This window comes from Pseudomonas sp. FYR_2, from assembly GCF_043106425.1.
In the GTDB taxonomy this organism is placed as follows: Bacteria; Pseudomonadota; Gammaproteobacteria; order Pseudomonadales; family Pseudomonadaceae; genus Aquipseudomonas; species Aquipseudomonas monteilii.
Genome location: NZ_JBICMM010000046.1, coordinates 160,983 through 185,459, shown reverse-complemented (window position 1 = coordinate 185,459; position 24,477 = coordinate 160,983). Strand labels below are relative to the sequence as shown.

Here is a 24,477-nt window from a genome sequence, read left to right as displayed (position 1 = left end):
TTTTCGCGCATGCTTGTTTTTCCGAAAAGCGATGACACATCGCTTGCATATGACACTTTGTGTCATTAAGATCGCACTGTGTCCTGATGACAGTCACCTGTCCATCAGCAACCCATTGCCCTTTCCCATGCAGGTACCGCCCATGACGACCACCATGCAGGTTCCCAAGGACCAGTTGGTCAAACTCGCCCAGCAACAAATGCTGACCGCGCTGGCCGACAACACCTACACCGCCCGGCAAAAGCTCGCCCTCACCTGCCGCATCCTCTTCGACGGCGGCCACGACTCAGGCCTGGCCGGGCAGATCACCGCCCGCGCGCAGGAGCCCGGCACCTACTACACCCAACAACTGGGCCTGGGCTTCGACGAAATCGCCGCCTCCAACCTGCTGGTGGTGGACGAGGACCTCACCGTGCTGCAAGGCCGCGGCATGGCCAACCCGGCCAACCGCTTCCACAGCTGGCTGTACCGCGCCCGCCCCGACGTCAACTGCATCATCCACACCCACCCGCTGCACAGCGCCGCGCTGTCAATGCTGGAAGTGCCGCTGGCCATCTCGCACATGGACCTGTGCCCACTGTTCGACGACTGTGCCTTCCTCAAGGAGTGGCCCGGCGTGCCAGTAGGCAACGAAGAAGGCGAAATCATCGCGAAGGCGATTGGCGACAAACGCGCCATCCTGCTTTCCCACCACGGCCTGCTGATTGCCGGTGGCTCGATTGAAGAAGCCTGCGTGCTCGCCCTGCTGTTCGAACGCGCGGCAAAGATGCAACTGCTGGCCATGGGCGCCGGTGACATACGCCCCATCCCAGAAGCACTGGGCAAAGAGGCCCACGACTGGATCTCCACCCCCAAACGTCATGGCGCCGCGTTCAGCTACTACGCGCGCCGTGCCTTGCGTGCCCATGGCGACTGCCTGGGCTGATCGAAGCTGTACGCTTTCCTCAACAACGGCAAAGGTGCCTGGTCATGTCTACACCTGTAATTCGCGGCGTTATCGGCTACACCATCACTCCCTTCACGGCAGACGGCTCGCTCGATCTGGAGGCCCTGGGCACATCCATCGACAGCCTGATTGCAGGCGGCGTGCACGCCATCGCACCGCTGGGCAGCACCGGCGAAGGGGCCTACCTGTCCGACAGCGAATGGGAAACCGTGGTGCGCTTTAGCCAGGCACGCATCGCCGGGCGTGTGCCCAGCGTGGTCAGCGTCTCTGACCTGACCACTGCCCGCACCGTGCAGCGTGCCCGCCTGGCACAGGCCTGCGGCGCCACGGCAGTGATGGTGCTGCCCATCTCGTACTGGAAGCTCACCGAAGCCGAAGTGGTCGCCCACTACAAGGCGGTCGGCGCCGCCATCGACATCCCGATCATGCTGTACAACAACCCGGGCACCAGTGGCACCGACCTGTCGGTGGAGCTGATCCTGCGCATACTCGACGAGGTGCCCAATGTGACCATGGTCAAGGAAAGCACCGGTGACATTCAGCGCATGCACCGCCTGTTCACCACTACCGAAGGCCAAGTGGCGTTCTATAACGGTTGCAACCCGCTGACCCTGGAAGCCCTGGTGGCCGGCGCCACCGGCTGGTGCACCGCCGCCCCCAACCTGATCCCGGCACTGAACCTGGCGCTGTGGGACGCCGTGCAGCAAGGCCAGCTGGCCGAAGCCCGCACGCTGTTCTACCGCCAGTATGAGCTGCTGGAGTACATCACCCGCCGAGGCCTGCCCACCACCATCAAGGCCGGTTTGAAACTGCTCGGCCAGGATGTCGGCGCCCCGCGCCTGCCCCTGCAGCCGCTGGATGCGCAAGGCAACGCTTACCTGAAAAACCTGCTGGTAGCGTTGGCCAGCTGACCCTGAAACCTGCCCGTCAGCCTTCCGCTGGCGGGCAGCGCATTTCTATAGAAGCAGCCTTGCGCTGCTCTACCTGATCTTTACCAGAGGCAACCATGGACGCGCCTGTAGAAAGCTCTTCAACCCCTTTTCGGCTGGCAGACATCCTTCACCCCGTTGTGGCAGGGATCGTTTCGGTCATCGTCAACTACGGTGGCACCTTCATCCTGGTGTTCCAGGCGGCCAAGGTTGCCGGGCTGAGCCCCGAGCTGACGTCTTCGTGGGTATGGGCCGTGTCGATCGGCGTCGGCCTCAGCGGCGTTGCGCTGTCCTGGTACAGCCGCGCGCCGGTGATCACGGCCTGGTCCACGCCAGCCGCTGCGTTCCTGGTCACCGCCCTGGCCAATGTGCCCTACAGTGAAGCCATCGGTGCCTACCTGCTGTCGGCCGCCGGCTTCGTGGTGCTGGGGATTACCGGGTGCTTCGAGCGCCTGGTGCGGGTCGTCCCTGGCGGTATTGCAGCCGGGCTTCTGGCCGGCATCCTGTTGCAGTTCGGTATCGGTGCCTTTGCCAGCCTGTCGGTGGACCCGGCCCTGGCCGGGCTGCTGATTGCGGCCTATGTGGCATTCAAGCGTTTTACCGCCCGCTACGCCGTGGTCGGCATTCTGCTACTGGGCCTCGGCTACTTATTGCTGCAAGGGCAAGTGGGCCTGACCACACTCAAGCTGGAGTTCGCCTCTCCGGTATTCACCGCGCCCACCTTCTCCCTCAACGCTGCCCTCAGCGTGGCCCTGCCATTGTTCCTGATCACCCTCACCGGCCAGTACATGCCCGGCATGCTGGTACTGCGCAACGATGGCTTCACGACCAGCGCCAACCCGATCGTCGCGGTCACGGGCCTGGGGTCATTGCTGCTGGCGCCGTTCGGTTCGCATGCCTTCAACATCGCCGCCATCACCGCAGCCATCTGCACCGGCAAGGAAGCCCATGAAGACCCAGGCAAACGCTGGGTGGCAGGGATCGCCGCCGGTGTCTGCTACATCCTCGTGGGGGTGTTCGGGGTCACCCTGGCAAGTGTGTTCATGGCCCTCCCGGGCACGTTCATCACCACCCTGGCCGGCCTCGCCTTACTGGGCACCATCGGTGCCAGCCTGGCCAGCGCAATGGCCGATGCCCGCGCCCGCGAGGCGGCACTGATCACCTTTCTGGCGGCAGCCGCCAACATCAGCCTGTTCGGCATTGGCGGGGCCTTCTGGGGCCTGGTCATTGGTCTGCTGGCCCATGCCGCGCTGAACGGCCGCCTCCCCGCTTTCAGCGGCAACTCCCGCTGAGCGGGCTTCCTTTCACCTTGCCGTGCGCCAGCGGCGCACGCCGTACAACAGGTATCGACATGCCCCAAGCTGGCCCCAAGTTGCTTACCCAAGTGGCTGCCGTGCACTTCGTCAGCCATGTACACATCATGCTGATCCCGGCGTTATTGCCCGTGCTTCCCGGCCTGCTGGGGGTGGGCTTCGTCGAGCTCGGGGTGGCCTTGGCAGTATTCAACATCGTCTCCGCCCTGGTGCAGGCCCCGCTGGGTTACGCTGTCGACCACTATGGGGCGCGTAACGTGCTCAAGGCCGGGCTGTTGCTGGGCAGCCTCAGTTTCCTGCTGCTGGCGGCCAGCCCGGGGTATGCGGTATTGCTGGTGGCGATGGCCATGGCTGGCCTGGCCAATGGTGTGTACCACCCGGCCGACTACGCACTGCTGGCCAACGGCATCGAGCCCGCACGCCTGGGGCGGTCGTTCTCGATTCATACCTTTGCCGGATTTCTTGGCTCGGCGGTCACGCCGGCCGTATTCCTCGGTATCGCCGCTGTGTTCGGCACGCGGGCGGCCCTGACCGCAGGCGCCGTATTCGGAGTAGCGGCATTGCTGCTGATCTCGATACCAGGCAGCGGCGTGTACCGGGTCGCAGGGCCAGGCAAGCAAACAGGCGCTGGCCCGGTCGCAGCAACAGGCCGCGTGTGTTTGTTCACACCCATGATCGGCGTGCTGACGGTGTTGTTCATCCTGCTCAACCTGAGCACCAGCGCCATTGAAAAGTTTTCCGTCGCCGCACTCGTACAAGGCCAAGGCCTGACCCTGGCCTGGGCCAACACCGCGCTCACCGCCTTCCTGCTGTGCAGCGCAGCGGGCGTGCTGTGCGGTGGTGCCTTGGCCGACCGTACCCGGCGCCATGGCCTGGTGGCGGCACTGGCTTTCGCGGCAGCGGCCGCGTTGACCGCGCTGGTGGCCCTGGGGCTGCTGCACGGCTGGGCGCTGGTGATAGTGCTGGGTGCCATCGGCTTGCTGACCGGGATCATCGCCCCATCGCGGGACATGCTGGTCAAAGCGGCTGCACCGAAAGGCGCCGAGGGCAAAACGTTCGGGCTGGTGTCGACCGGGTTCAACATTGGTGGCGCCATCGGGCCGGTGGCGTTCGGCTGGATGCTCGACCAGCGCCTGCCAAACGGGATTTTCATTGCATCGGTCGTGTTCATGTTGCTGACGGTGCTGCTGACCCTGGCGCAAGAGGCGTACCTGGCCAGGGCCCGCAACGCAGAACGACTGGCGCGCGCCGTGTAGGTGCGGCCTTGGCCTGTCATTTGGGTCGTTCAGGATGCCGGGTTGGCATATACCACGCGCCCGCCTGCGCCCGGCCGATTGACGAACAACACATCCAGCACGCTGTTGCGCAAGCCCTTCAGCGCATTCCAGTTCGCCGAGGCATGCACGTACTTCTCGCACAGCAGCCGCTGTTCAGCCTCGCTCAACCCCGGCTGGTCCGTTTCACCCAAGGCAAACGCATGCAACTTGCGGCTGATCTCCAGCAAATCCTCCGGCAGCCTGTGCTCAGGCTGCTCGCCCAACGGCGCAAATGGCACGCCAGCCCGCACCGCCAGCGCTCGCATCACGCTCAAGTACACCCGGGACAACTGCCCCGCCACTTCCCGTTCACGGTACAACGCCGCATACACCTGCTTTTGCGCCTCATTTGGCCGGCCGCCGGCAAGGGGCGCCTCCCAGCTCACAACCTGCGGCCTGGGCTCGCGCCTGTCGGCATACGCCGACGCCAACAAGGCGCTTACCGTGGCATACACACGGCTTTGCTCGACACGCATGCCCACCGGTACACGCTGGGACTGCGGCTTGCACAGCAGCACCTGCTCCAGCATGGTTTCCGGATAACCGCCCCCGATATTCGAATGCACCCCCGGCAACACAATGTCGTGACCACTGCCCACCAGCGGAAAGTTATGCCGCTGCTCATCCCCCGCCACCAGCTGCACCACCTGCCGGGCAATGCCTGCCCCAAGGCCCAGGCGCAGGCCGCCCTGGCGGCTATCGGCAGGGTCGAAATCGCCCTGCAACGGCGCAATGATCGCTGCCACGGTGTCGAACAGGCCGATAAAGTTGATGGACGTGTCGCACGCTATCGGCAACAACCCACCCGCGCCATCCTGTAGCAGATTGGCCAGATGCCGTGCCGCCGCCGCCCCGCGGCTGAAACCGAACAGGTCGAACTCGACCCGCGTCACGGCTGCCTGCGGATGCGCCCGGCACCAGCCACGCAGTTGTTCGGCCATCCCCTGCAAAGTCTCGGCGACCCTCGCCTCAACACCCGTGCGCCCACGACCGGTGGCCGCGGCATAGGCATGGTCCGCCTCACCTGCCAGGGTACCCACGCCTTCCACGTAGCGTTTCAGAAACACCCGGGTGCCATCGGCATCAGCCTCACCCGCCGGATACAGGGCATGCAACAGGGCCACATTGCTCAGGGCATTGCCATAGCTGCCGCGCGGTTCATCCACGGCCATGGCATTGTGCCGATTGTTACCGGTGCCATCGAAAAACACGCCAAAACGCAGGGTGGCGGGTTTGGGGATTGGCGTGCTGCCGCTGCTCATTTTCATCATCGTGCCTTCTGCTTGCCTGAAAAGCACAAGCAGGCGCCAGCACGCCTTCACCGACCATCAGACAATGGCCAGCCCTACCTGGGACATTTCTGTACCGGCGAGCCCCCGTAACGATAAATTTACCCGCCGCCATTGGTCGCCGCCCCCCCGGATAGATTAAAGTATCAGCCCTTGCCAGGGCCGCTACCGTCAGCCGCCTCAGGCCCCACACCAGGAACCGTCGCCGATGGAACACCGTGAAGCGCTGATCGCGCTGCGCACCTTTCTTTCTTCCCAGATCCTAGGCCAGGAAAAACTGGTCGAGCGGCTGTTGATCGTGCTGCTGGCCGACGGCCACATGCTGGTGGAAGGCGCACCGGGCCTGGCCAAGACCAAGGCCATCAAAGAACTCGCCGAAGGCATCGAAGCACAGTTCCATCGCATCCAGTTCACCCCCGACCTGCTCCCTGCCGACATCACCGGCACCGAAATCTATCGCCCGGAAACCGGCAGCTTCGTGTTCCAGCAGGGGCCGATCTTCCATAACCTGGTACTGGCCGACGAAATCAACCGCGCCCCGGCCAAGGTGCAATCGGCACTGCTCGAAGCCATGGCCGAGCGCCAGGTCAGCGTGGGCCGCAGCACCTACGACCTGTCGCCGCTGTTCCTGGTCATGGCCACGCAGAACCCCATCGAGCAGGAAGGCACCTACCCGCTGCCCGAAGCCCAGCTCGACCGGTTTCTGATGCATGTAAAAATCGGCTTCCCCGACGCTGCGGTGGAGCGGCGCATCCTGGCGCAAGCCCGTGGCGAAGCCCTGGGCGGCGAGACCAAGCCCGAGCGCCGGGTCAGCCAGCAGGCCATCTTCGCCGCGCGCAAGGAAATCCTCGGCCTGTACATGGCCGACGCGGTGGAGGAATACCTGGTGCAGCTGGTCATGGCCACCCGCACCCCGGCCAAGTTCGACGCCGAGCTGGCCGACTGGATCGCCTACGGCGCCAGCCCGCGCGGTTCCATCTCGCTGGACCGCTGCGCGCGTGCCCATGCCTGGCTGGCCGGGCGCGACTTTGTCAGCCCTGAAGACATCCAGGCGGTGCTGTTCGACGTGCTGCGCCACCGCATCATCCTTTCGTTCGAGGCCGAGGCGGCAGGGATCGACCAGGACCGCGTGGTCCAGCGCATCCTCGACGTCGTCGCCGTTGCCTGAGCCCATGCCCACCGCGCAGCTGGCCGAGCCCGGCATCCGCATCGGCCTTGCCGAGCTGATCGACATGCGTCACCGCGTGCGCGAAATCCAGCTGTTTTCCAAGCCCGGCCAGCGCAGCCCGCTGGTGGGCCTGCACCATTCCAAGCTGCGCGGGCGCGGGGTGGACTTCGACCAGGTGCGCGTGTACCAGGCCGGCGACGATGTGCGCAACATCGACTGGCGGGTGACCGCGCGCACCCAGGAGCCGCACACCAAGCTGTTCCACGAAGAGCGCGAGCGGCCGATCTTCATCCTCGTCGAGCAAAGCCAGCGGCTGTTTTTCGGCTCGGGGCTGATGTTCAAGTCGGTATTGGCGGCACAGGCCGCTGCCCTGTTCGGTTGGGCCGCGCTCGGCCACAACGACCGCATCGGCGGGTTGGTGTTCGGCGACAACGAACACCACGAAATCAAACCTCGGCGCAGCAAGCAAAGCCTGCTGCAACTGCTCAACCGCCTGGCCAAGGTCAACCAGGCACTGCACACCGAAGCCACGCCCGGGGCCGACAGCCTCGGCCTGGCCCTGCGCCGCGCCCGCGAAGTGCTGCGCCCCGGCAGCCTGGCCATCGTGATTTGCGATGAACGCTCGCTTAGCGCCCAGGTGGAGCAGCACCTGGCCATGCTCTCGCGCCATTGCGACCTGCTGTTGCTACCGGTGTCCGATCCACTCGACCATGCCCTGCCGGCCGCCGGCCTGCTGCGCTTCGCCCAGCGTAGCGCCCAGCTGGAGCTCGACACCCTCGACGCCAACCTCCGCCAGGCCTACCGCCAGCAGGCCGAAGCACGCATCGAGCGCTGGGAGCTGATGGCGCAGAAGCTGCGTGTGGTCCTGATGCCACTGAGCACGCAAAGCGAAATGATCGAGCAACTGCGCGAGTACCTGAACGCTCAGCGGCCACGGAGCGCGTCATGAACCCTCTCGACCAGTTGCACCCACTGATCGACCCGGCACCTATCGGTTTATGGCCACCGGCACCGGGCTGGTGGCTGTTGCTGGCCCTACTGCCGCTACTGGGCTGGGGCCTGTGGCGGCTGCGCCGCTGGCGCCCGGGCAAACGCCGCATCGTGCGTGCCGAGCAACCGCTCGACCCGGTGCGCGTGGCCGCCCTGGCCGAACTGGCCCTCCTGCCACGCCCCTACGATGGCGCACCGGCCGGCGCCTGGCTGCAACAGATCAACGCCCTGCTCAAGCGCCTGTGCCGCAACCACTATCCCGGTGCCAACAGCCACACCCTCAATGGCCGCCAATGGCTGGCGTTTCTCGACAACCGCTGCCCGGCCGCCGGCCTGACCCGCTGGATGGTGCTGGTCGAAGGCGCCTACAAACCCGAGTGCAAGCTCGACGACAAAGCCATCGCCGGGCTCAGCCAGGCCGTGGAAACCTGGATCCGCAAGCATGTTTGAACTGGCCTGGCCGTGGGTCTTCGCGCTGCTACCGCTGCCATGGCTGGCACGCCTGCTGCTGCCTGCAGCCGACAGCGGCGAGCCGGTGCTCAAGGTGGGCTTCCTCAACGAACTGGAAGGCCTGGCCGGGCGCCGCGCACGGCTCAACCTGCCAACCTGGCGCCAGCAGGCACCGTTCGTGGTCATCTGGCTGTTGCTGCTGTGCGCGGCTGCCCGCCCGCAGTGGCTGGGCGATCCGGTGCCGGTGGCCGCCAGCGGCCGCGACCTGCTGGTGGCGGTGGACGTGTCCGGGTCGATGGACTTCCCCGACATGCAGTGGAAGAACGAAGACATCAGCCGCCTCGACCTGGTCAAGGCGCTGATGGGCGACTTTCTGCAGGACCGCGAAGGTGACCGCGTGGGCCTGATCCTGTTCGGCAGCCAGGCCTACCTGCAGGCGCCGCTCACCTTCGACCGACGCACCGTGCGCACCTTCCTCGACGAAGCACAAATCGGCATCGCCGGTAAAAACACCGCCATCGGCGACGCCATCGGCCTTGCGGTCAAACGCCTGCGCCAGCGGCCGGCACAAAGCCGGGTGCTGATACTGATTACGGACGGTGCCAACAACGGCGGGCAAATCCACCCGCTGACCGCCGCCCGCCTGGCAGCCCAGGAAGGCGTGCGCATCTATACCATCGGCATCGGTGCCAACCCCGAAGCCAGTGGCACCCCCGGCCTGCTCGGCCTCAACCCAAGCCTGGACCTGGACGAAGCCTCGCTCAAGGAAATCGCCGACATCAGCCACGGTGCCTATTTCCGTGCCCACGACGGCGCCGAACTGGACGCCATCGGCGACACACTCGACCAGTTGGAACCGGTCGCCCAGCAACCCACCCAGGCACGTACGGCCCAGGCGCTGTACGCCTGGCCATTGGCCCTGGCGCTGTTGCTCAGCGTGCTGCTGGTGGTGGCCGTGCAATGGCCCGACAACCTGCTGCAACGCCTGCTGCGCAAACCGCGCTTCCTGCAGCCGCACCCGGAATGGCGCCAACGCCTGAAGCGCTTGCGCCTGAGGAGGCGGCGATGATCGAACTGTGGCCCCAATGGCTGCGCCCACTCTGGCTGCTGGCCTTGCCCCTGCTCGGCTGGCTGCTGTTCAAGCTGTGGCACCGGCGTAAGCGCGCCGGGCGCTGGCAGATGATTCTGCCGCCAGCATTCCATGGCGTATTGCTGGGCGGCGGCAACGGTAGCACCAGCAAACTGCCATGGGTGGCGCTGGGGCTGGCGTGGGCACTGGTGATCCTGGCCCTGCTCGGGCCCAGCTGGCAGCGCGTGGAAGAAAACCGCCAACGCCCGGCAGACCCACTGGTGATCCTGCTGGAACTTACCCCGCAAATGCTGGCCGAGGACAGCCCGCCCAACCGCCTGGAGCAGGCCCGGCGCAAAATACTCGACCTGCTTGAACACCGCCGCGACAGCCAGACCGCGCTGGTGGTGTATGCCGGTTCCGCACACACACTGGTGCCGCTGTCCGATGACCTGGCCACCACCCGCAACCTGCTGGAGGCCATCGACCCGTCGATCATGCCGCAAGCTGGCCAACGCGCCGACCTGGCCGTGCAAAAAGGCCTGGCGCTACTGGCCCAGAGCGGCCTGGGCCAAGGCCGTTTGCTGCTGATCGGCTCGTCGCTCAGTGCCCCGGAGCGCCAAGGCATCAGCCAGGCCCTCGGCCGCCAGGGCCCCAGCCTGTTGATGCTGGGCATCGGCAGCCGCGAAGGCGCCCCGGTGCGCCAGGCCAATGGCGAATACCTCAAGGATGAGCAAGGCGGCATCCTGCTGCCGCGCCTGGACAGTGCCGGCCTCAAGGGCTTTATCAGCGGCACCGGGGGGCGCTACCGGCATGCCCGCGTCGACGACCTGGACCTGCGCGGCCTGGGCTTGTTCGATAACCCGCGCACTGCGCGCAATGACGGCCAGACCCTGCAACTGGACAGTTGGGCTGACCAGGGTTACTGGCTGCTGATCCCGCTGTTGCTGCTGGCTGCCTGCGCAGGCCGGCGGGGCTGGCTGTTCTGCCTGCCGCTGCTGCTGGCCCTGCCACAGCCCAGCCAGGCCTTCGAGTTCAACGACCTGTGGCTGCGTCCCGACCAGCAAGGCCAGCGCCTGCTGGAACAGAACCGCCCGGCCAGCGCCGCACGTCACTTCCAAAACCCGCAGTGGCGCGGCATGGCCCTGTACCAGGCCGGCGACTATGCCGGTGCCGCCGAGGCGTTTTCCCATGGCGACACGGCAGCTGCCCACTACAATCGAGGCAATGCCCTGGCCCGCAGCGGCGAACTGGAGGCCGCCCTGGACGCCTACGAGCAAGCCCTGGAGCGCCAACCCGACCTGCAAGCGGCGCTGGACAACCAGGCGCTGGTGCAGCAACTGTTGCAACAGCGCGAGGCCAAGGCCGAAGAACAGCCAGCCAGCAGCGACGCCCAAGGCACACCCGGCAGCGAAACCGAGGGCAACAGTAGCTCGGCCAGCAGCCCCACCCAGGGCACACCCGGCAACGACGAACAAGCCAGCGCCGAACAACCCGGCGAAGACAGCAACAACAGCCAGGCAGCGCCCGGTAACCAGGCGGGCGCCGATGACAGCGTGATCCAGCCGCCGCAGCGCCCGGTATCGACCAATCTCGATGCCGAACAACGCCAGGCCCTGGAACAATGGCTGCGGGAGATCCCCGACAACCCGGCGGAGCTGCTGCGGCGCAAATTCTGGTATGAACAGCAATTGCATCAGGAAACCCCACGATGAGTCGCTTCGGCGTCTTGCTTCTCACCCTGCTGTGGGCCGTGCTGGCCCAGGCTGAACCGCTGCTGCAAGCCAGCGTAGACCGTACCCGCCTGGAAGCTGGCGAAAGCCTGGAACTGACCCTGGAAAGCCAGGACGTGACCCAGTTCGGCAAGCCCGACCTGCGCGCCCTGGAAGGTGACTTCGAGGTACGCGGCACGCGCCAGCTGAACAGCCTGCACACCCTCGATGGCGAAACCCGCGCCAGCACCCGCTGGATCATTACCCTGCTGCCGCGGCGCAGCGGCAGCCTGCGCATTCCTGAGCTGCAACTGGGCCAGTCGCACAGCCAGGCCATCGAGCTGCAAGTGCTGCAGGCCGATGCCAGCCGGCCAGACAGCGCCTCTCAGGTATTCATCGAGGCAACCCTCGACAGTACCGACGTCTACGTCCAGGCCCAGGCCATGCTGACCCTGCGCATCTACCACTCGGTAGCGCTGTACGACGACAGCAGCCTGAGCCCGTTGCAACTGGATAACGCCAAGGTCGAGCCGCTGGGCGAATCGCGCACCTATGAAAAGGAAATCAACGGCGTACGCCACGGCGTGATCGAAACCCGCTATGCCGTGTATGCCCAGCAAAGCGGCACCCTCGACATCCCGCCGTTGACCTTCACCGCCACAGCCGCCGCCAGCAGCGACGAAAACGCGCAGGCCAATGCCACGGCCCGCGCCGGCCACCAGGTGCAGGTGAGTTCACTGCCGCTGCGCCTGACCGTGCGCCCCATTCCGGCCACATGGCCCGCAGGCGTACCTTGGTTGCCGGCGCGCAGCCTGACGCTGGAGGAACACTGGAACCCCGACCCCGGCAACCAGCAAGTGCAGATTGGCGACTCGCTGACCCGCAACATCACCCTGCGTGCCGAAGGTTTGTCCAGCACCCAGCTGCCGCCACTGCCGGCCACCGAAATCACCGGTTTGCGCCGCTACCCCGACCAGCCACTGCTACGCAACGAAATCAGCGACCGTGGCATGACCGCCAACCGCGAAGAGCGCGAAGCCTTGGTGCCCACCCACGCCGGCACGCTGGCCCTGCCGGCGCTGGAAGTGGCCTGGTGGAACACCCGCGAAGACCACCTGGAGCACACCAGCCTGCCAGCGCGCACCCTGAACGTGCAGGACAACCCGGCATTGAGCGCCGACACCCCGGTAGGTGACAACAGCAGCGCCAGTACCCTGCTGTGGCCCTGGCAGCTGGCCACCTTGGTGTTCGCCCTCACCACCGTGCTGGGCTTCGCCCTGTGGTGGCGCGCCCGCTCACAACCGGCGGTGCTGCGCGCCGCGCAGAACGGGCCAAGCCCACGCACCCTGCTGGACGACCTCAAGCGCGCCTGCCAGGCCAACGACCCTCAGGCCACCCGCCAGGCGCTGGACGCCTGGGCCCGGCAACAGCCGGAAACCCTGGCCGAGATGGCGGCGCGGTTCGTGCCATTGTCGAATGCGCTGGATGGGTTGAACGGGGCGCTGTACAGCGAGAGTGGCCAGTATTGGCAGGGTGAGGAATTGTGGCGGGCGATTGGTACCATTCCGCCGGCTGAGCAGGTGTTGCTGCCGGCCGGGGAGAATGGCGGGCTGCCGCCGCTTTATCCCAAGTAATTGGCGACCTGAGCCGGCCTCTTCGCAGGTAAACCCGCGCCTACAAATGCGCGCCTATCTTGAACAACGTCTCCAGCACCTCTCAGTCGTGCAGTCGTTTGAACAGGCGGGGCCGGATTCCGTACTCCATCAACGTTATCAACAGATTCCAACATTGGCGGGAAGGGATCAGCAGGATTCTGGAGTGCATCGATCATTGGCGTCTCAGGTACACGCAGATTTCCCAACGCTATCTTTTGTCTTTTAGGTAGGTGCTGAAATGCAGAGCTTGCCAAGGATCTAGCTATGGCTAATTGCTGCTGGTGCAGCGTCTGGTTAGCCCCGCTATTGTTGGCAATCGTGTTTGCGACTATTTGGTTACCCAGCTTGTTGTACTGTTTCATGAGCCTCTGTGGGGAAGGCGGATTTTTTGATGGTTTTCTAAATGCAATCCGTGTAGGGGCGTTTCGTATGAATGCCTCCCCTGCATGTCCATCAGGGTCGCGCTGATTAACAGGATCATTCAGACAGTACACATAGCTATTACTCCCACCCTCTCCAAACGGGCTGAAGTTGTCCGGTGACAGAAAGCGCATGAGCACAGGGCTGAACGCACGATACCCATTGCCCAGCAGATAACTCGCCAACTCAACGGCAAGCCGCTCGCCATTGAAACCAAGCACTGTCCTTCTCGATGACCGTTCGGAATATCCGTATGCCATATAGACCTGTACCAAAATCATCGCCTCGCTTCAGGTAGGTGAGCCAGTTGCAGGCTCCTCAAACACAATTTTTCAGCCACAAGCAACTGCAACGCAACTGACAAAAATGCCAGCCAAGCGCGATGCATGTGCGAGCTGGCTTGCCAGCGATGGGCTGCGCAGCAGCCCCACGCTTGGGTTACCATACCGCCCTTTCCCCGCTTGCCCGACTCGACACCCACAGGTCATCCATGCGTCTGTTTCATACCTCCGACTGGCACCTGGGCCAAAGCCTGCACGGCCAGGAACGCGACTTCGAACACGCCTGCTTCCTCGACTGGTTGCTCGGCCAGCTGCGCCTGCGCCAGCCGGATGCGCTGCTGATCGCGGGCGATATCTTCGACACGGTCAACCCGCCGGTCAAAGCCCAGGAACGCCTCTACGACTTCATCGTCCGAGCCCACGAACAGCAGCCCAAGCTGGATATCGTGATGATCGCCGGCAACCACGACTCGGGCTCGCGCATCGAGTTGCCCGCCGCCTTGATGCGCCGCCTGCGTACCCATGCGCTGGGCCGTGTGCATTGGCTGGACGAAGGCCAGCTGGATGCCGAGCGCCTGTTGATTCCGCTGACCAATGGCCGTGGCAAGGTCGCGGCCTGGTGCCTGGCCCTGCCCTTCCTGCGCCCGGCCGAAGTGACTGGCCCGCACCTGGGTGACGACTACCTGCAAGGCATTACTCAGGTACACCAGCAACTGATCGCCGCTGCGCAAAAAAAACGCAAGAAAGACCAGGCGCTGATAGCCATCAGCCATGCGCACATGGCCGGTGGGGCGGTGTCGGAGGACTCCGAGCGCAGCCTGATCATCGGCAACGCCGAGGCGCTGCCGGCCAAGCTGTTCGACAAGGCCATCAGCTACGTTGCCCTGGGCCACCTGCACAAGCCGCAGAAGGTCAACCGCGAAGAACGTATCCGCTACAGCGGCTCGCCGATCCCGCTGTCGTTTGCCGAAATCAACTACCCGCACCAGGTGCTGGAAGTGGAGCTGGACGGCAGCGGCCTGGTCAGCGTCGAGCCGCGCCCGGTACCGCGCGCCGTGGCCCTGCAACGGGTTGGCCCGGCACCGTTGGGCGAACTGCTGCAGCAACTGGCTGACCTGCCGGTAGTCGACCTGCTCGAAGACCCCAACCGCCAGCCCTGGCTAGAAGTGCGGGTGATACTGGACGAGCCGCAACCCGACCTGCGCCAGCAGATCGAAACCGCCCTGGAAGGCAAAGCCGTGCGACTGATCCGCATCAGCGCCGAATACGCCGGCCGTACCCACGCCGAAGACGATGACCTGGCCTTTGTCGAACTGGCCCAGATGACCCCGCAAGACCTGTTCAGCCGCGCCTGGGAACAGGCCTACGGCAACCCCGCCGACGAACAGGCCCTGGCCGACTTTGCCCTGCTGTTGCAGGACGTGCAGCAGGAAGAAGAGCAGCCATGAAGATTCTCGCCATCCGCCTGAAAAACCTGGCATCGCTGGCCGGCCCGATAGACATCGATTTCACCGCAGAACCCTTGGCCAGTGCCGGCCTGTTCGCCATCACCGGGCCGACCGGGGCCGGCAAAAGCACCCTACTCGACGCCCTGTGCCTGGCGCTGTTCGGCACCGTGCCCCGGCTCAATGACATCGGCCGCGAGGCCAAGGTGCCGGACGCCGAGGGCGAAATACCCACGTCCGACCCACGCAACCTGCTGCGCCGCGGCACCGGCAGCGGCTTTGCCGAAGTTGATTTCGTCGGCATCGATGGCCGCCGCTACCGCGCCCGCTGGGAAGCCAACCGCGCCCGCGACAAAGCCAACGGCAAACTTCAGCTGAGCCGTCAGAGTTTCTATGACCTGGACAGCGAGCAAGTGCTGGCTAGCGCCAAGAACGAGTACAAGCAACTCATCGAAGCCCGCCTCGGACTGAACTTCGAGCAGTTCACCCGCGCCGTGATGCTGGCCCAGAGCGAGTTCGGGGCCTTCCTCAAGGCTGACGACAAAGAGCGCAGCGAACTGCTGGAAAAGCTCACCAACACCGCCATCTACACCCGCTTGGGCCAACGCGCCTTCAGCAAGGCCCGTGAAGCCGGTGAAGCCCACAACGCCCTGAAGGACCGTGCCAGCCACCTGCTGCCAATGGCCGCTGAAGCCCGCGCCGAGCTAGACCAGCGCCTGGTGCAAGCGCAGCAGCAGTTCAAGGCCGACCAGGCCGACGAGCGTCAGCTGGAGCAGCAGCGCAACTGGTTGAATGAACAACGCCAACTGCAGGCCCAGTACACCGAAGCCGGCACCGCGCTGCAGGCCGCCGAGCAGGACTGGCAGCAACTGGCCGAACCTCGCCTGGACCTCGTTCGCCTGGAGCGTTTGGCGCCGCAGCGTCACCAGTTCCATCGCCAGCAAACGCTGACCGCTCAACTGGCGCCAGTCGCAGCGACGATCGCTGAACAGCAACAGCAACAAACTGAGTTGCTACGGCGTACCCGTGAACTTGAACAGGCACTGGACAATGCCCGCCAAGCGCTGGCCGACAACCAGGCCCGGCACGGTGAAAACGCCCCGCGCCTGCGCCAGGCCTTTGCCGCCCAGGACAACCTGGCCCGCCTGGACCAGGAACTGGCCGCGCAGCGCAGCAGCAGCGAACAGGCCGCACAGCACGTTGCCGACGGCCAGCAACAGTTACAGCAGCTGGAGCACAACCAGCAACGCAGCGTGCAGCAACTGGCCCAGATCGACACCGCGCTCGCCGACAGCCAGCACCTGGCGGGCCTGGCCGATGCCTGGCATGCCTACCTGCCGCAACTGAAGCAGGTGATGCTGATCGGCGGCCGTCTGGCCAAGGGCCGTGAGGAACTGCCTGGCCTGCAAGCTTTGGCCAGCCAGGCCAATGCGCACTTGCAGGCCGAACGCGACACCTACGACCTGCTGTTCCGCGAAGCCAAGGCCGAACCGCACGCCCTGGCGGAACAGATCGACCTGCTGGGCGGCATGCTGCAGGACAACCGCAAGCAGCATCGCGCCGTTGAACAGCTGTCGCGCCTGCATGGCCGCGAAATGGAGCTGCGCCAGCAGCTGGACGCCGTGCGCGAGCGGCAACAGCAAGCCATGCAGCAGCGCCAGCAGCTGATTACCGAGGGCACCGCCGCCAAGGCCGAGCTGGAAGCCGCCGGACAGGCACTTGACCTTACCCGTCAGCTGCTGGAGCGCCAGCGTCTGGCGCGCAATACCAGCGTTGAAGAACTGCGTGGCCAGTTGCGCGATGGCGAACCCTGCCCGGTATGCGGCAGCGCCGAGCACCCGTTCCATCAACCCGAAGCACTGCTGCAAAGCCTGGGACGTCACGACCAGGCCGAGGTGGCCGCCGCGCAGAAGCAGGTGGAAACCCTCAACAGCAAACTGGTGGAGCTGCGCACCCAGTTGGGTGTGGTCAACGCCCAGCTCAAAGACTATCAGCAGCAACAACTGCAACTGGGCGAGCAACTGCAGACTCAAGTAGCCGAGGTGCAGGCACATAGCCTGTGGCCTGCTCTCGCCCCGCAGGACGACAAGGCCCGCAGCACCTGGCTCGACAGCCAGTTGCGACGCCTGGACGAAGAAATCGGCCAGGACGAGAAGCGTCAGAGCGCCCTGCTCGCCCTGCAAAAAGAGGCAGCCCGCCTCAATCAGCAACTGCAGGCCGCCCACGAAGCGCAACAGCAGGCCCAGCGCCACCTGGAGCAACAGCACCAGGCTCTGGCCAACGACGAGCAGCAACTGCAGCAAGGCCTCGACGACCTGGCCGGCGTATTGCCCGAAGAAGCCGTCAAGGCCTTGAGCGACGACCCGGCCAATGCCTTCCTTGCCCTGGACCAACAGATCGCCCAGCGCCTGCAACAACTGGAGCAACGCAAGGACGAACTGGAGGAACAGCAAGCCCGTCAGGCCCAACTGGACAAGCTGCGCGACCAGCAACAGGCACGTATACAAGGCCAGCAGCAGTTGCTGCAGACACTGACCGCCCTCGACGAGCAACGCCAGCAGGCCAAGGCCTCCCTCGGCGAACTGCTTGGCGAACACACCAGTGCCGAAGCCTGGCAGCAGCACATGGACACCACGCTGGAACAGGCCCGCGCCCTCGACGCCGACACCGCCCAACGCCTGCAAGCGTTGCGCACCCAGGGCGTGCAGCTGGCCAGCGAACTCAAAGCCAACATCCAGCAGCAACAGGCACTGGACACCGAGTGCCAGCAGTTGCAGGGCCAGATCAGCCAGTGGCGCAGCGAGCACCCGGAGCTGGATGACGACGGGCTGGATCGCCTGCTGGCCATGGATGACACGCACGTCCATGAATTGCGCCAACGCCTGCAAGGCGCGGAAAAGGCCATCGAACAAGGCCGCGTACTGCTGCAGGAACGTGCGCAACGCCTGCAACAGCACGCCGCGCACATGACCGTGGACACTTCGGCCGAAGCTCTGGAGCAAGCCCTGACCGCGCTGCGCGAACGCCTGGCCAACCACGAACAGCAGTGCGCCGAACTGCGCGCCCAGCAGGCCGACGACCAGCGTCGCCAGCAGGCCCATCAGGCACTGGCGGCCGAAATCGAACAGGCTCATCAGCAGTGGCAACGCTGGGCTCGCCTGAACGCGTTGATCGGTTCGGCCTCGGGCGATGTGTTCCGCAAGATTGCCCAAGGCTACAACCTCGACTTGCTGCTGCACCACGCCAACGCCCAGCTGCGTCAGCTAGCCCGCCGTTACCGCCTCAAGCGTGGCGGCAGCGCCCTCGGCCTGCTGGTGCTGGACACCGAGATGGGCGATGAGCTGCGCTCGGTACACTCGCTGTCGGGCGGGGAAACCTTCCTGGTGTCGCTGGCCCTGGCCTTGGGCCTGGCATCGATGGCCTCCAGTACCCTGCGCATCGAATCGCTGTTCATCGACGAAGGCTTCGGCAGCCTGGACCCCGAGTCGCTGCAACTGGCGATGGACGCGCTCGACGGCCTGCAGGCCCAAGGCCGCAAGGTGGCAGTGATCTCCCATGTGCAGGAAATGCACGAGCGCATTCCGGTACAGATCCAGGTGCGTCGCCAGGGCAATGGCCTGAGTGACGTGGAGGTGTGCGGGTGATCCTCTACTCGTTCCGCCGCTGCCCTTGGGCCATGCGTGCGCGCCTGGCCCTGCGCTATGCCGGCTGCGAGTTAGAAATCTGCGAGGTGGCGATGAAGAACAAGCCGGCAGAGCTGCTGGCCTTGTCGCCCAAGGGCACGGTGCCGGTGCTGGATACCGGTGCCGGGGTGCTCGAAGAGAGCCTGGACATCATGCGCTGGGCGCTGGCACAAAACGACCCGCAGGACTGGCGCTTGCAGGCAGCCCCTGCGGCGGCGCAGGTGGCTGACGGGCTGATTGCGCGGAACGACAGCACGTTCAAGGCGCAGGTAAACCTGTACAAGTATGCCGAACGTTACCCGGAGCATTCCCGCGAGCATTACCGTCAGCAGGCCGAAGCCTGGCTGGCGGAGCTTGAAGGCTTGCTTGAAGGCCGGCCTTACCTGTTGGCTGATCACCCGAGCCTTGCCGATGCCGCGTTGCTGCCCCTGATGCGCCAGTTTGCCGGGGTCGAACCGCAGTGGTTCGCCGAGGCGGCTTATCCGCGGGTGCGGAGCTGGCTGGAGGGGTGGCTGGCTTCGGAGTTGTTCAAGGCAATCATGGTTCGCTGAACAACCAATCGGCTGAAAATGGGGTACAGAGACCTCACATAGGCCGAATCAGTGATGCTGCTTGCTGCTGAGGGCCGCATGGAAGTTCGCGCTCTGGCGCAGGTACTGCTCGGTGTAGCTGTGAGTGACAGCAGCCTTGCCGCTGCTGTCGGCATGGGCATGGGCCGGCAGTACGACCGAAGCGGAAATGGCGGATGCGGCAATGACCGGGAAGAGATTGAAGTTCATCTGGGCTGACCTCGACGGCGGTGGTTTGACGGTGGCCCGTTTGGGCCTTGGGTCAAACTTACGCCGCCGAGGCCGAACGCAAAAATTCATTGCGGCAGTATCGATTATCACGCCGATCGATATCACTCGATGAACTTGAGGTCCGATGGGGCATCCTGTTTCAACGTCTGCACCGTCTCCAGCAGCTTGCCACTGCGCGGATCGCGACGTATCACCACGATCTGGTTGCTCTTCTGGTTGGCCACCAGCAGGAAGTTGTCACTCGGAGCGAGGGCAAATTCCCTGGGGTGATCGCCTTCCACAGAACGACGTTGCAGGAAGGTCAGCTGACCGTCCTGCTTGCCTACGCTGAACACCACGATCTCGTTGGCGGTGCCGCGGTTGCTGACGTACAGGAAACGACCGTCCGCCGAAAGGTGCAGGCCGCCCGCCGCCTTGGCCGCAGCTTCTTGCTGTTCGGTCAGCGGCAGGCGCTGGCGTTCGAGTAGGGCATCGTCCTTGACGTCGAACATCACCACTTCACCGCTCATTTCCAGCGTCAGGTAGGCATGCCGGCCCTTGGCGTCGAACAGCAGGTGGCGTGGCCCGCTGCCGGGTGGCAGGTCTACCGAGGCCGGAATGGCTGGGCTCAACGGCTGGTCCGGGCTGGCACCGTCGTAGCGGTAGATGAACACCTTGTCTGCGCCCAGGTCGCTGGCATACAGATGCTGGCCGTTGGGCGACAACACCAGCGAATGCACATGGGCCCCTGCCTGGCGTTCGGGGTTGACGCCACTTGGCTTGTGCCGTAGTTGCTGCACAACCTGCTTGAGCTTACCGTCCTTGGCCACCGAGATTACCACCAGGCTGCCACCCGGGTCGGGGTTGACCGCATAGTTGGCCACAAACAGGAAACGCTGGTCACGGCTGATACTGGCGTGCGTCGGCTCGTCGCCTTTGCTGGCCACCTGATTGAGCGGTTTGATCTCGCCCTTGGCACTGACAGTGAAACTGCTAGCGTGGCCACCCGGGGTTTCATTGACCGCGAACAGCAGGCGCTGATCGGCGGACAGCACCAGCCATGAGGGGCTTACGCTTTTCACCACCTGCTGCGGCGTGGGGTCGATGTGGCCGCGCTTGTCGTCGAACTGGTAGCGGTAGATACCCTGGCTGGCGCCATCGGTGTAACTGCCCACCAGCAAGGTAGCGGCGTGGGCGTGAATAGTCAGGCTCATCAGGCTAGCGGTCAGCAGGCTCGTCCAGATCCGGTTCATCTTGGTCGTCGTCCGGGGCACGAAAGGCACTCATACAGACTAGCCGATGCTCGCCATCGGCATCGTTGAGTTGCCATTCATCACCCGTCGCGATGGCGGCGGCGACTTGCTCGGGAGTGAAGGACCAGCGGCGCAGCTGACGGCCGTCCATGCATTCGACGGTGAGGCCGGATTCGTCGGCGGTGAAGTCGAAGGCGTGCAGGCCATCGATCAGGAGCATGTCGCAGGTTTGCAGGGCGGTGGCGAGGGGGGACATGGGGGTACCTGTGAGAGATGTGGCGCCATTATAACCCCGAGGCTGCTTTGCGGCCCCGTTCAATCAATGGGCGAAAATCGAGCCACCCTCCTTGCCCACCATTTTCTCCGGCTTGATCAGGAACCGCGCCAGCGCCGGCAGCAGCCACAACGCGCCAAACATGTTCCACAGCAACATGAAGGTCAGCATCAGCCCCATGTCCGCCTGGAACTTGATCGCCGAGAAGATCCAGGTGCACACGCCAATGGCCAGGCACAAGCCGGTGAACAACACGGCTTTACCGGTCGAACGCAGGGTCTGGTAATAGGCCTCCTGCAACGGCAGCCCGGCACGCAGGAAGCTTTCCAGGCGGCTGTAGATGTAGATGCCGTAGTCCACGCCAATACCCACACCCAGCGCCACCACCGGCAGGGTCGCCACTTTCACCCCGATGCCCATGTAGGCCATCAGCGCGTTGCCCAGCACCGAGGTCAACACCAAGGGCAACACAATGCACAGGGTGGCGGCAAACGAGCGGAAGGTGATCAGGCACATCACCGCCACACAGATGTAAACCAGGATCAGGATGGTCAGCTCGGCCGACTTGATCACTTCGTTGGTCGCCGCTTCAATCCCGGCGTTACCCGCCGCCAGCAGGAACTGAAGGCCTTCCTTGTTGTGGCTGTCGGCAAACGCCTTTGCTACGGCAGTGACCCGCTCCAGGGTCTCGGCCTTGTGGTCGTTGAGGAACACCAGCACCGGCGCCAGCGAGCAGTCGCCGTTGTACAGGCCATCGGCACGGGCAATGGAGTTGTTGAGGATGTCCGGGTTGCGCGACAGGGTCTCCCATTTCAGGCTGCCCTCGTTCATGCCCTTGATCACCTGCTTGGACACGGTCACCAGGGAAATCGCCGACTGCACGCCCGGGGTGTTCTGCATGGTCCACATCAGCTCGTCGATCGGTGCCATGGTCGAGTGGATCGAGCACTGCTCCGGCGGGGTCTTGACCATGATCACCAGCACGTCGGAGCTGGTGGAATAGTTGCTGATGATGAAGCTGTTGTCCTGGTTGTAGCGCGAATCGGGGCGAAGCTCTGGCGCGCCCTGGTCGAGGTCACCGATTTTCAGGTTCTGGCTGTACCACAGGCCACCGGCAAAGGCGACCAGCGCCAGCACCACCGACACCGGCGCCACCTTGGCACTGGCAAAGTTCGACAGCAGACGCCAGAACGGGTGTTCGCGGGTGGCGTCCTTCTTGCTGCGTTCGATGGCCTTCTTGCTGATGCCAACGTAGGAAATGGCCACCGGCAGCAGGATCAGGTTGGTGAACACGATCACCGCCACGCCGATGGAGGCGCCGATGGCCAGCTCGCGGATCACGCCAATGTCGATGATCAGCAGGGTGATGAAGCCTACGGCGTCGGCGAGGATGGCGATCATCCCCGGCAGGAACAGCTGGCGGAAGGTGCGACGCGCCGCCGTGAGGGCGTTATCCGCGTCGCTCGACTGCAAGGCAATGCCATTGATCTTCTGCACCCCGTGGGAAATGCCGATGGCGAAAATCAGGAACGGCACCAGCATCGAGTACGGGTCCAGGCCAAAGCCCACCGCATGCATCAGCCCCAGCTGCCACACCACTGCCACCAGGGTGGTGATGAGCACGGCGATGGTGCTGCGGATGCACCAGGTGAACCAGTACAACAGCACCCAAGTGATCGCCAGAGCAACGCCGAAGAACATTGCCACCATCACCAGGCCGTCGATCAGGTCGCCAACTTTCTTGGCGAAGCCGACGATGTGCACCTTCACGTTGGGGTTCTGGGCCTGGAACTTGTCACGGATCTTTTCTTCCAGCAGGTGCGAGAACTGCTGGTAGTCCAGCTTCACCTGCTTGCCCGGGTCTTGCGGGTCGGGGTAGCTCTCCAGCAGTGGCACGTCGACGATGCTGGACTTGAAGTTGTTGCCCACCAGCCGCCCCACCTGGCCGGACTTGAGCACGTTGTCGCGCAGGGTGTCGAGGCTGTCCTGCGAACCGTTGTAGGTGTTGGGGATCACCTCGCCACCGGAAAAGCCCTCTTCGGTAACCTCGCTCCAGCGCACGCTGGGGCTCCACAGCGATTTGAGCCCGGCACGGTCGACACCCGGGATGTAGAACACCTCGTCATGGACCTGGCGCAGGGTCTCCATGTAGTCCTTGTCGAAGATGTCGCCGTTCACTGCCTCGACCGAGATGCGCACGGTGTTGCCGAGGTTGGCCAGGTCGTTGCGGTGCTCCATCATCTGCTCGATGAACGGGTGCTGCAGCGGGATCATCTTCTCGAAGCTGGTGGAGGGGCGAATCTGCGTGGCCTGCCAGAACAGGAAAATGCTCACCAGTACGCACAGGGCGATGACCACGGGGCGGTGGTTGAAGATCAAGCGTTCAAGCAGCGTGGCCTTGTCCTGGTGGTGCGGGTGCATGGTAATGCTCTCCCTGCTGGTCATCGGCTTGCCCCCTCGGCCCCTTGGGCATCCGCCAGGTGTACACCGCCCTGCCCTACCAGCAGCAGGCCACCGTTGGCCAGGCCGCTGACGCCGGCCAGGGCGATACGGTCGGCACGGTTGTACACGCTGAAGGTCTGGCCGCCATCGGTGCTGCGCAGCACGCTGCCGCCGTTGCCGACCAGCACCAAGGTGCCATCATCGAGAAGCGTAGCGCTTGCCAGGCCGAATTCGAGGTTGCCGCGCGCGGCCTTGAGTTCGATCGGCTGCCAGCTGTCACCAAAATCGGTGGAACGGAACAGGTTGCCGCGCAGGCCGTAGGCCAGCAGGGTGTGCGGCTTGGCGGTGCCAATCACGCCGAACAGCGAGCCCTCGTACGGGCCTTCGACCTTGGCCCAGGTCTGGCCGTAGTCAGCGGAGCGGAACATGCCGCCCTGCTCGCCCACGATGAACAGGCCGGCATCACGCACTCGGGTAATGCCGTTCAGGTGAAGCTGGTCGGGGTTGTCCAGGCGCTCGGCCACGTCCTGCCAGTGCTGTCCGCCGTCGGTGGTTTCCAGCAAGGCGCCGTAGGCCCCCACGGCAAAGCCGTGCCGGGCGTCGAGGAAAGCGATATCGAGCAAGGGCGCTTCGCGGGCGAGGTCTTCAAACTGCTTGTTCCAGGTGGCCCCGCCGTCGCTGCTGGCGAGGATTTGCGAATCGTGGCCGACGGCCCAGCCGCGTTTGTCGTCGAGGAAGAACACGGCGGTGAGCAGTTGCCGGGTGGGCACGCGGGCCTGGGTCCAGGTGCTGCCCTGGTCGTCGGAGAACAGGATGTGACCCCGATCGCCCACCACCACCAGGCGTTTGCCGGCATGGGTGGCGCCGATCAACAGGCTTTGGCTAGCCTTGGCAGATTCGGTGGAGTATTCGTCGGCGGCGGCGGCCTGGACGCTGTCGGCCCACACCCCCAATGCCAGTGCCAGCACTGCGCTGGCTGCCCATGGCCAGGCACCGCGCCTGGCTGGCGCCTGTAGCTGTTCCCTCATGACTGCCCCCTGTTGTGTTCTTCTTGGTGGGTCAA

20 protein-coding genes are annotated in these 24,477 nt (G+C 64.6%); 13 read left to right on the top strand and 7 right to left on the bottom strand.

The annotated features are described in order from the left end of the window. Window positions 1-142 precede the first annotated feature (142 nt). The 4 genes from ACF8R4_RS20055 to ACF8R4_RS20040 all read left to right on the top strand — a co-directional run bounded on the left by ACF8R4_RS20055 (window position 143) and on the right by ACF8R4_RS20040 (window position 4,444). Entirely contained in the window at window positions 143-925 is a 783-nt protein-coding gene (locus tag ACF8R4_RS20055) for an aldolase (protein ID WP_060498816.1), read from the top strand. 44 nt (window positions 926-969) lie between these two features. After that, window positions 970-1,857 (top strand): dihydrodipicolinate synthase family protein, encoded by an 888-nt coding sequence (locus tag ACF8R4_RS20050; protein ID WP_200929197.1) that lies wholly within the window; start codon window positions 970-972, stop codon window positions 1,855-1,857. 95 nt (window positions 1,858-1,952) lie between these two features. After that, the gene (locus tag ACF8R4_RS20045; RefSeq protein WP_060498814.1) at window positions 1,953-3,167 is read left to right on the top strand and encodes a benzoate/H(+) symporter BenE family transporter; all 1,215 of its coding nucleotides are present in this window, start codon (window positions 1,953-1,955) and stop codon (window positions 3,165-3,167) included. A gap of 59 nt (window positions 3,168-3,226) precedes the next feature. Next, a complete protein-coding gene (locus tag ACF8R4_RS20040) occupies window positions 3,227-4,444 on the top strand; it encodes an MFS transporter (protein WP_200929196.1) in 1,218 nt (405 codons plus the stop codon). Window positions 4,445-4,473: 29 nt separating this feature from the next. On the opposite strand, the gene ACF8R4_RS20035 is transcribed toward ACF8R4_RS20040, so the two are convergent. Next, a complete protein-coding gene (locus ACF8R4_RS20035) occupies window positions 4,474-5,775 on the bottom strand; it encodes a DUF2235 domain-containing protein (protein WP_200929195.1) in 1,302 nt (433 codons plus the stop codon). A gap of 226 nt (window positions 5,776-6,001) precedes the next feature. On the opposite strand from ACF8R4_RS20035, the gene ACF8R4_RS20030 reads away from it, so the two are divergent. The 6 genes from ACF8R4_RS20030 to ACF8R4_RS20005 are packed head-to-tail and all read left to right on the top strand — an operon-like array spanning window position 6,002 to window position 12,816. Continuing rightward, window positions 6,002-6,961, top strand: a complete 960-nt coding sequence (locus ACF8R4_RS20030; RefSeq protein ID WP_016714824.1) for a MoxR family ATPase — start codon at window positions 6,002-6,004, stop codon at window positions 6,959-6,961. Window positions 6,962-6,965: 4 nt separating this feature from the next. Continuing rightward, a complete protein-coding gene (locus ACF8R4_RS20025) occupies window positions 6,966-7,910 on the top strand; it encodes a DUF58 domain-containing protein (RefSeq protein ID WP_016714823.1) in 945 nt (314 codons plus the stop codon). Further along, window positions 7,907-8,401: a DUF4381 domain-containing protein gene (locus ACF8R4_RS20020; protein ID WP_016714822.1), complete on the top strand. Its 495-nt coding sequence runs from the start codon at window positions 7,907-7,909 to the stop codon at window positions 8,399-8,401. The genes ACF8R4_RS20025 and ACF8R4_RS20020 overlap by 4 nt, the downstream gene beginning before the upstream one ends. Then, window positions 8,394-9,470, top strand: a complete 1,077-nt coding sequence (locus ACF8R4_RS20015; RefSeq protein WP_200929194.1) for a VWA domain-containing protein — start codon at window positions 8,394-8,396, stop codon at window positions 9,468-9,470. Before ACF8R4_RS20020 ends, ACF8R4_RS20015 begins: the two co-directional genes overlap by 8 nt. Then, window positions 9,467-11,185 (top strand): tetratricopeptide repeat protein, encoded by a 1,719-nt coding sequence (locus tag ACF8R4_RS20010; RefSeq protein ID WP_060498810.1) that lies wholly within the window; start codon window positions 9,467-9,469, stop codon window positions 11,183-11,185. The genes ACF8R4_RS20015 and ACF8R4_RS20010 overlap by 4 nt, the downstream gene beginning before the upstream one ends. After that, window positions 11,182-12,816: a BatD family protein gene (locus ACF8R4_RS20005; protein ID WP_060498809.1), complete on the top strand. Its 1,635-nt coding sequence runs from the start codon at window positions 11,182-11,184 to the stop codon at window positions 12,814-12,816. The genes ACF8R4_RS20010 and ACF8R4_RS20005 overlap by 4 nt, the downstream gene beginning before the upstream one ends. Here the strand turns inward: ACF8R4_RS20005 and ACF8R4_RS20000 are convergent. After that, complete coding sequence (locus tag ACF8R4_RS20000; protein WP_200929192.1) at window positions 12,804-13,538, bottom strand: RHS repeat-associated core domain-containing protein; 735 nt, start codon at window positions 13,536-13,538, stop codon at window positions 12,804-12,806. The genes ACF8R4_RS20005 and ACF8R4_RS20000 overlap by 13 nt on opposite strands. Window positions 13,539-13,747: 209 nt before the next feature. Between ACF8R4_RS20000 and ACF8R4_RS19995 the strand changes: the two genes are divergently transcribed. Genes ACF8R4_RS19995 through ACF8R4_RS19985 form a run of 3 tightly spaced genes read left to right on the top strand, consistent with a single transcriptional unit; the run spans window position 13,748 to window position 19,217 of the window. Beyond that, window positions 13,748-14,986: an exonuclease SbcCD subunit D C-terminal domain-containing protein gene (locus ACF8R4_RS19995; RefSeq protein WP_060498808.1), complete on the top strand. Its 1,239-nt coding sequence runs from the start codon at window positions 13,748-13,750 to the stop codon at window positions 14,984-14,986. Then, window positions 14,983-18,627 carry an AAA family ATPase gene (locus tag ACF8R4_RS19990; RefSeq protein ID WP_392493295.1) on the top strand — a complete coding sequence of 1,215 codons (3,645 nt, stop codon included), beginning with the start codon at window positions 14,983-14,985 and terminating at the stop codon, window positions 18,625-18,627. The genes ACF8R4_RS19995 and ACF8R4_RS19990 overlap by 4 nt, the downstream gene beginning before the upstream one ends. Next, the gene (locus ACF8R4_RS19985) at window positions 18,624-19,217 is read left to right on the top strand and encodes a glutathione S-transferase (protein ID WP_164524247.1); all 594 of its coding nucleotides are present in this window, start codon (window positions 18,624-18,626) and stop codon (window positions 19,215-19,217) included. Before ACF8R4_RS19990 ends, ACF8R4_RS19985 begins: the two co-directional genes overlap by 4 nt. Window positions 19,218-19,265: 48 nt before the next feature. Here ACF8R4_RS19985 and ACF8R4_RS19980 read toward each other — a convergent pair whose 3' ends face one another. From ACF8R4_RS19980 to ACF8R4_RS19960, 5 genes are all read right to left on the bottom strand, one after another. Then, window positions 19,266-19,445 carry a hypothetical protein gene (locus tag ACF8R4_RS19980; protein WP_060498805.1) on the bottom strand — a complete coding sequence of 60 codons (180 nt, stop codon included), beginning with the start codon at window positions 19,443-19,445 and terminating at the stop codon, window positions 19,266-19,268. A 122-nt stretch (window positions 19,446-19,567) separates the two neighbouring features. Next, the gene (locus ACF8R4_RS19975; RefSeq protein WP_104835279.1) at window positions 19,568-20,698 is read right to left on the bottom strand and encodes a lactonase family protein; all 1,131 of its coding nucleotides are present in this window, start codon (window positions 20,696-20,698) and stop codon (window positions 19,568-19,570) included. Then, window positions 20,664-20,954, bottom strand: coding sequence for a DUF5629 family protein (locus tag ACF8R4_RS19970; RefSeq protein ID WP_016714876.1), 291 nt, complete (start codon window positions 20,952-20,954; stop codon window positions 20,664-20,666). Before ACF8R4_RS19970 ends, ACF8R4_RS19975 begins: the two co-directional genes overlap by 35 nt. 63 nt (window positions 20,955-21,017) lie before the next feature. After that, complete coding sequence (locus ACF8R4_RS19965) at window positions 21,018-23,393, bottom strand: RND family transporter (RefSeq protein WP_060498803.1); 2,376 nt, start codon at window positions 23,391-23,393, stop codon at window positions 21,018-21,020. Window positions 23,394-23,413: 20 nt separating this feature from the next. Beyond that, window positions 23,414-24,442 carry a YCF48-related protein gene (locus tag ACF8R4_RS19960; RefSeq protein ID WP_156867055.1) on the bottom strand — a complete coding sequence of 343 codons (1,029 nt, stop codon included), beginning with the start codon at window positions 24,440-24,442 and terminating at the stop codon, window positions 23,414-23,416. Window positions 24,443-24,477: the final 35 nt, after the last annotated feature.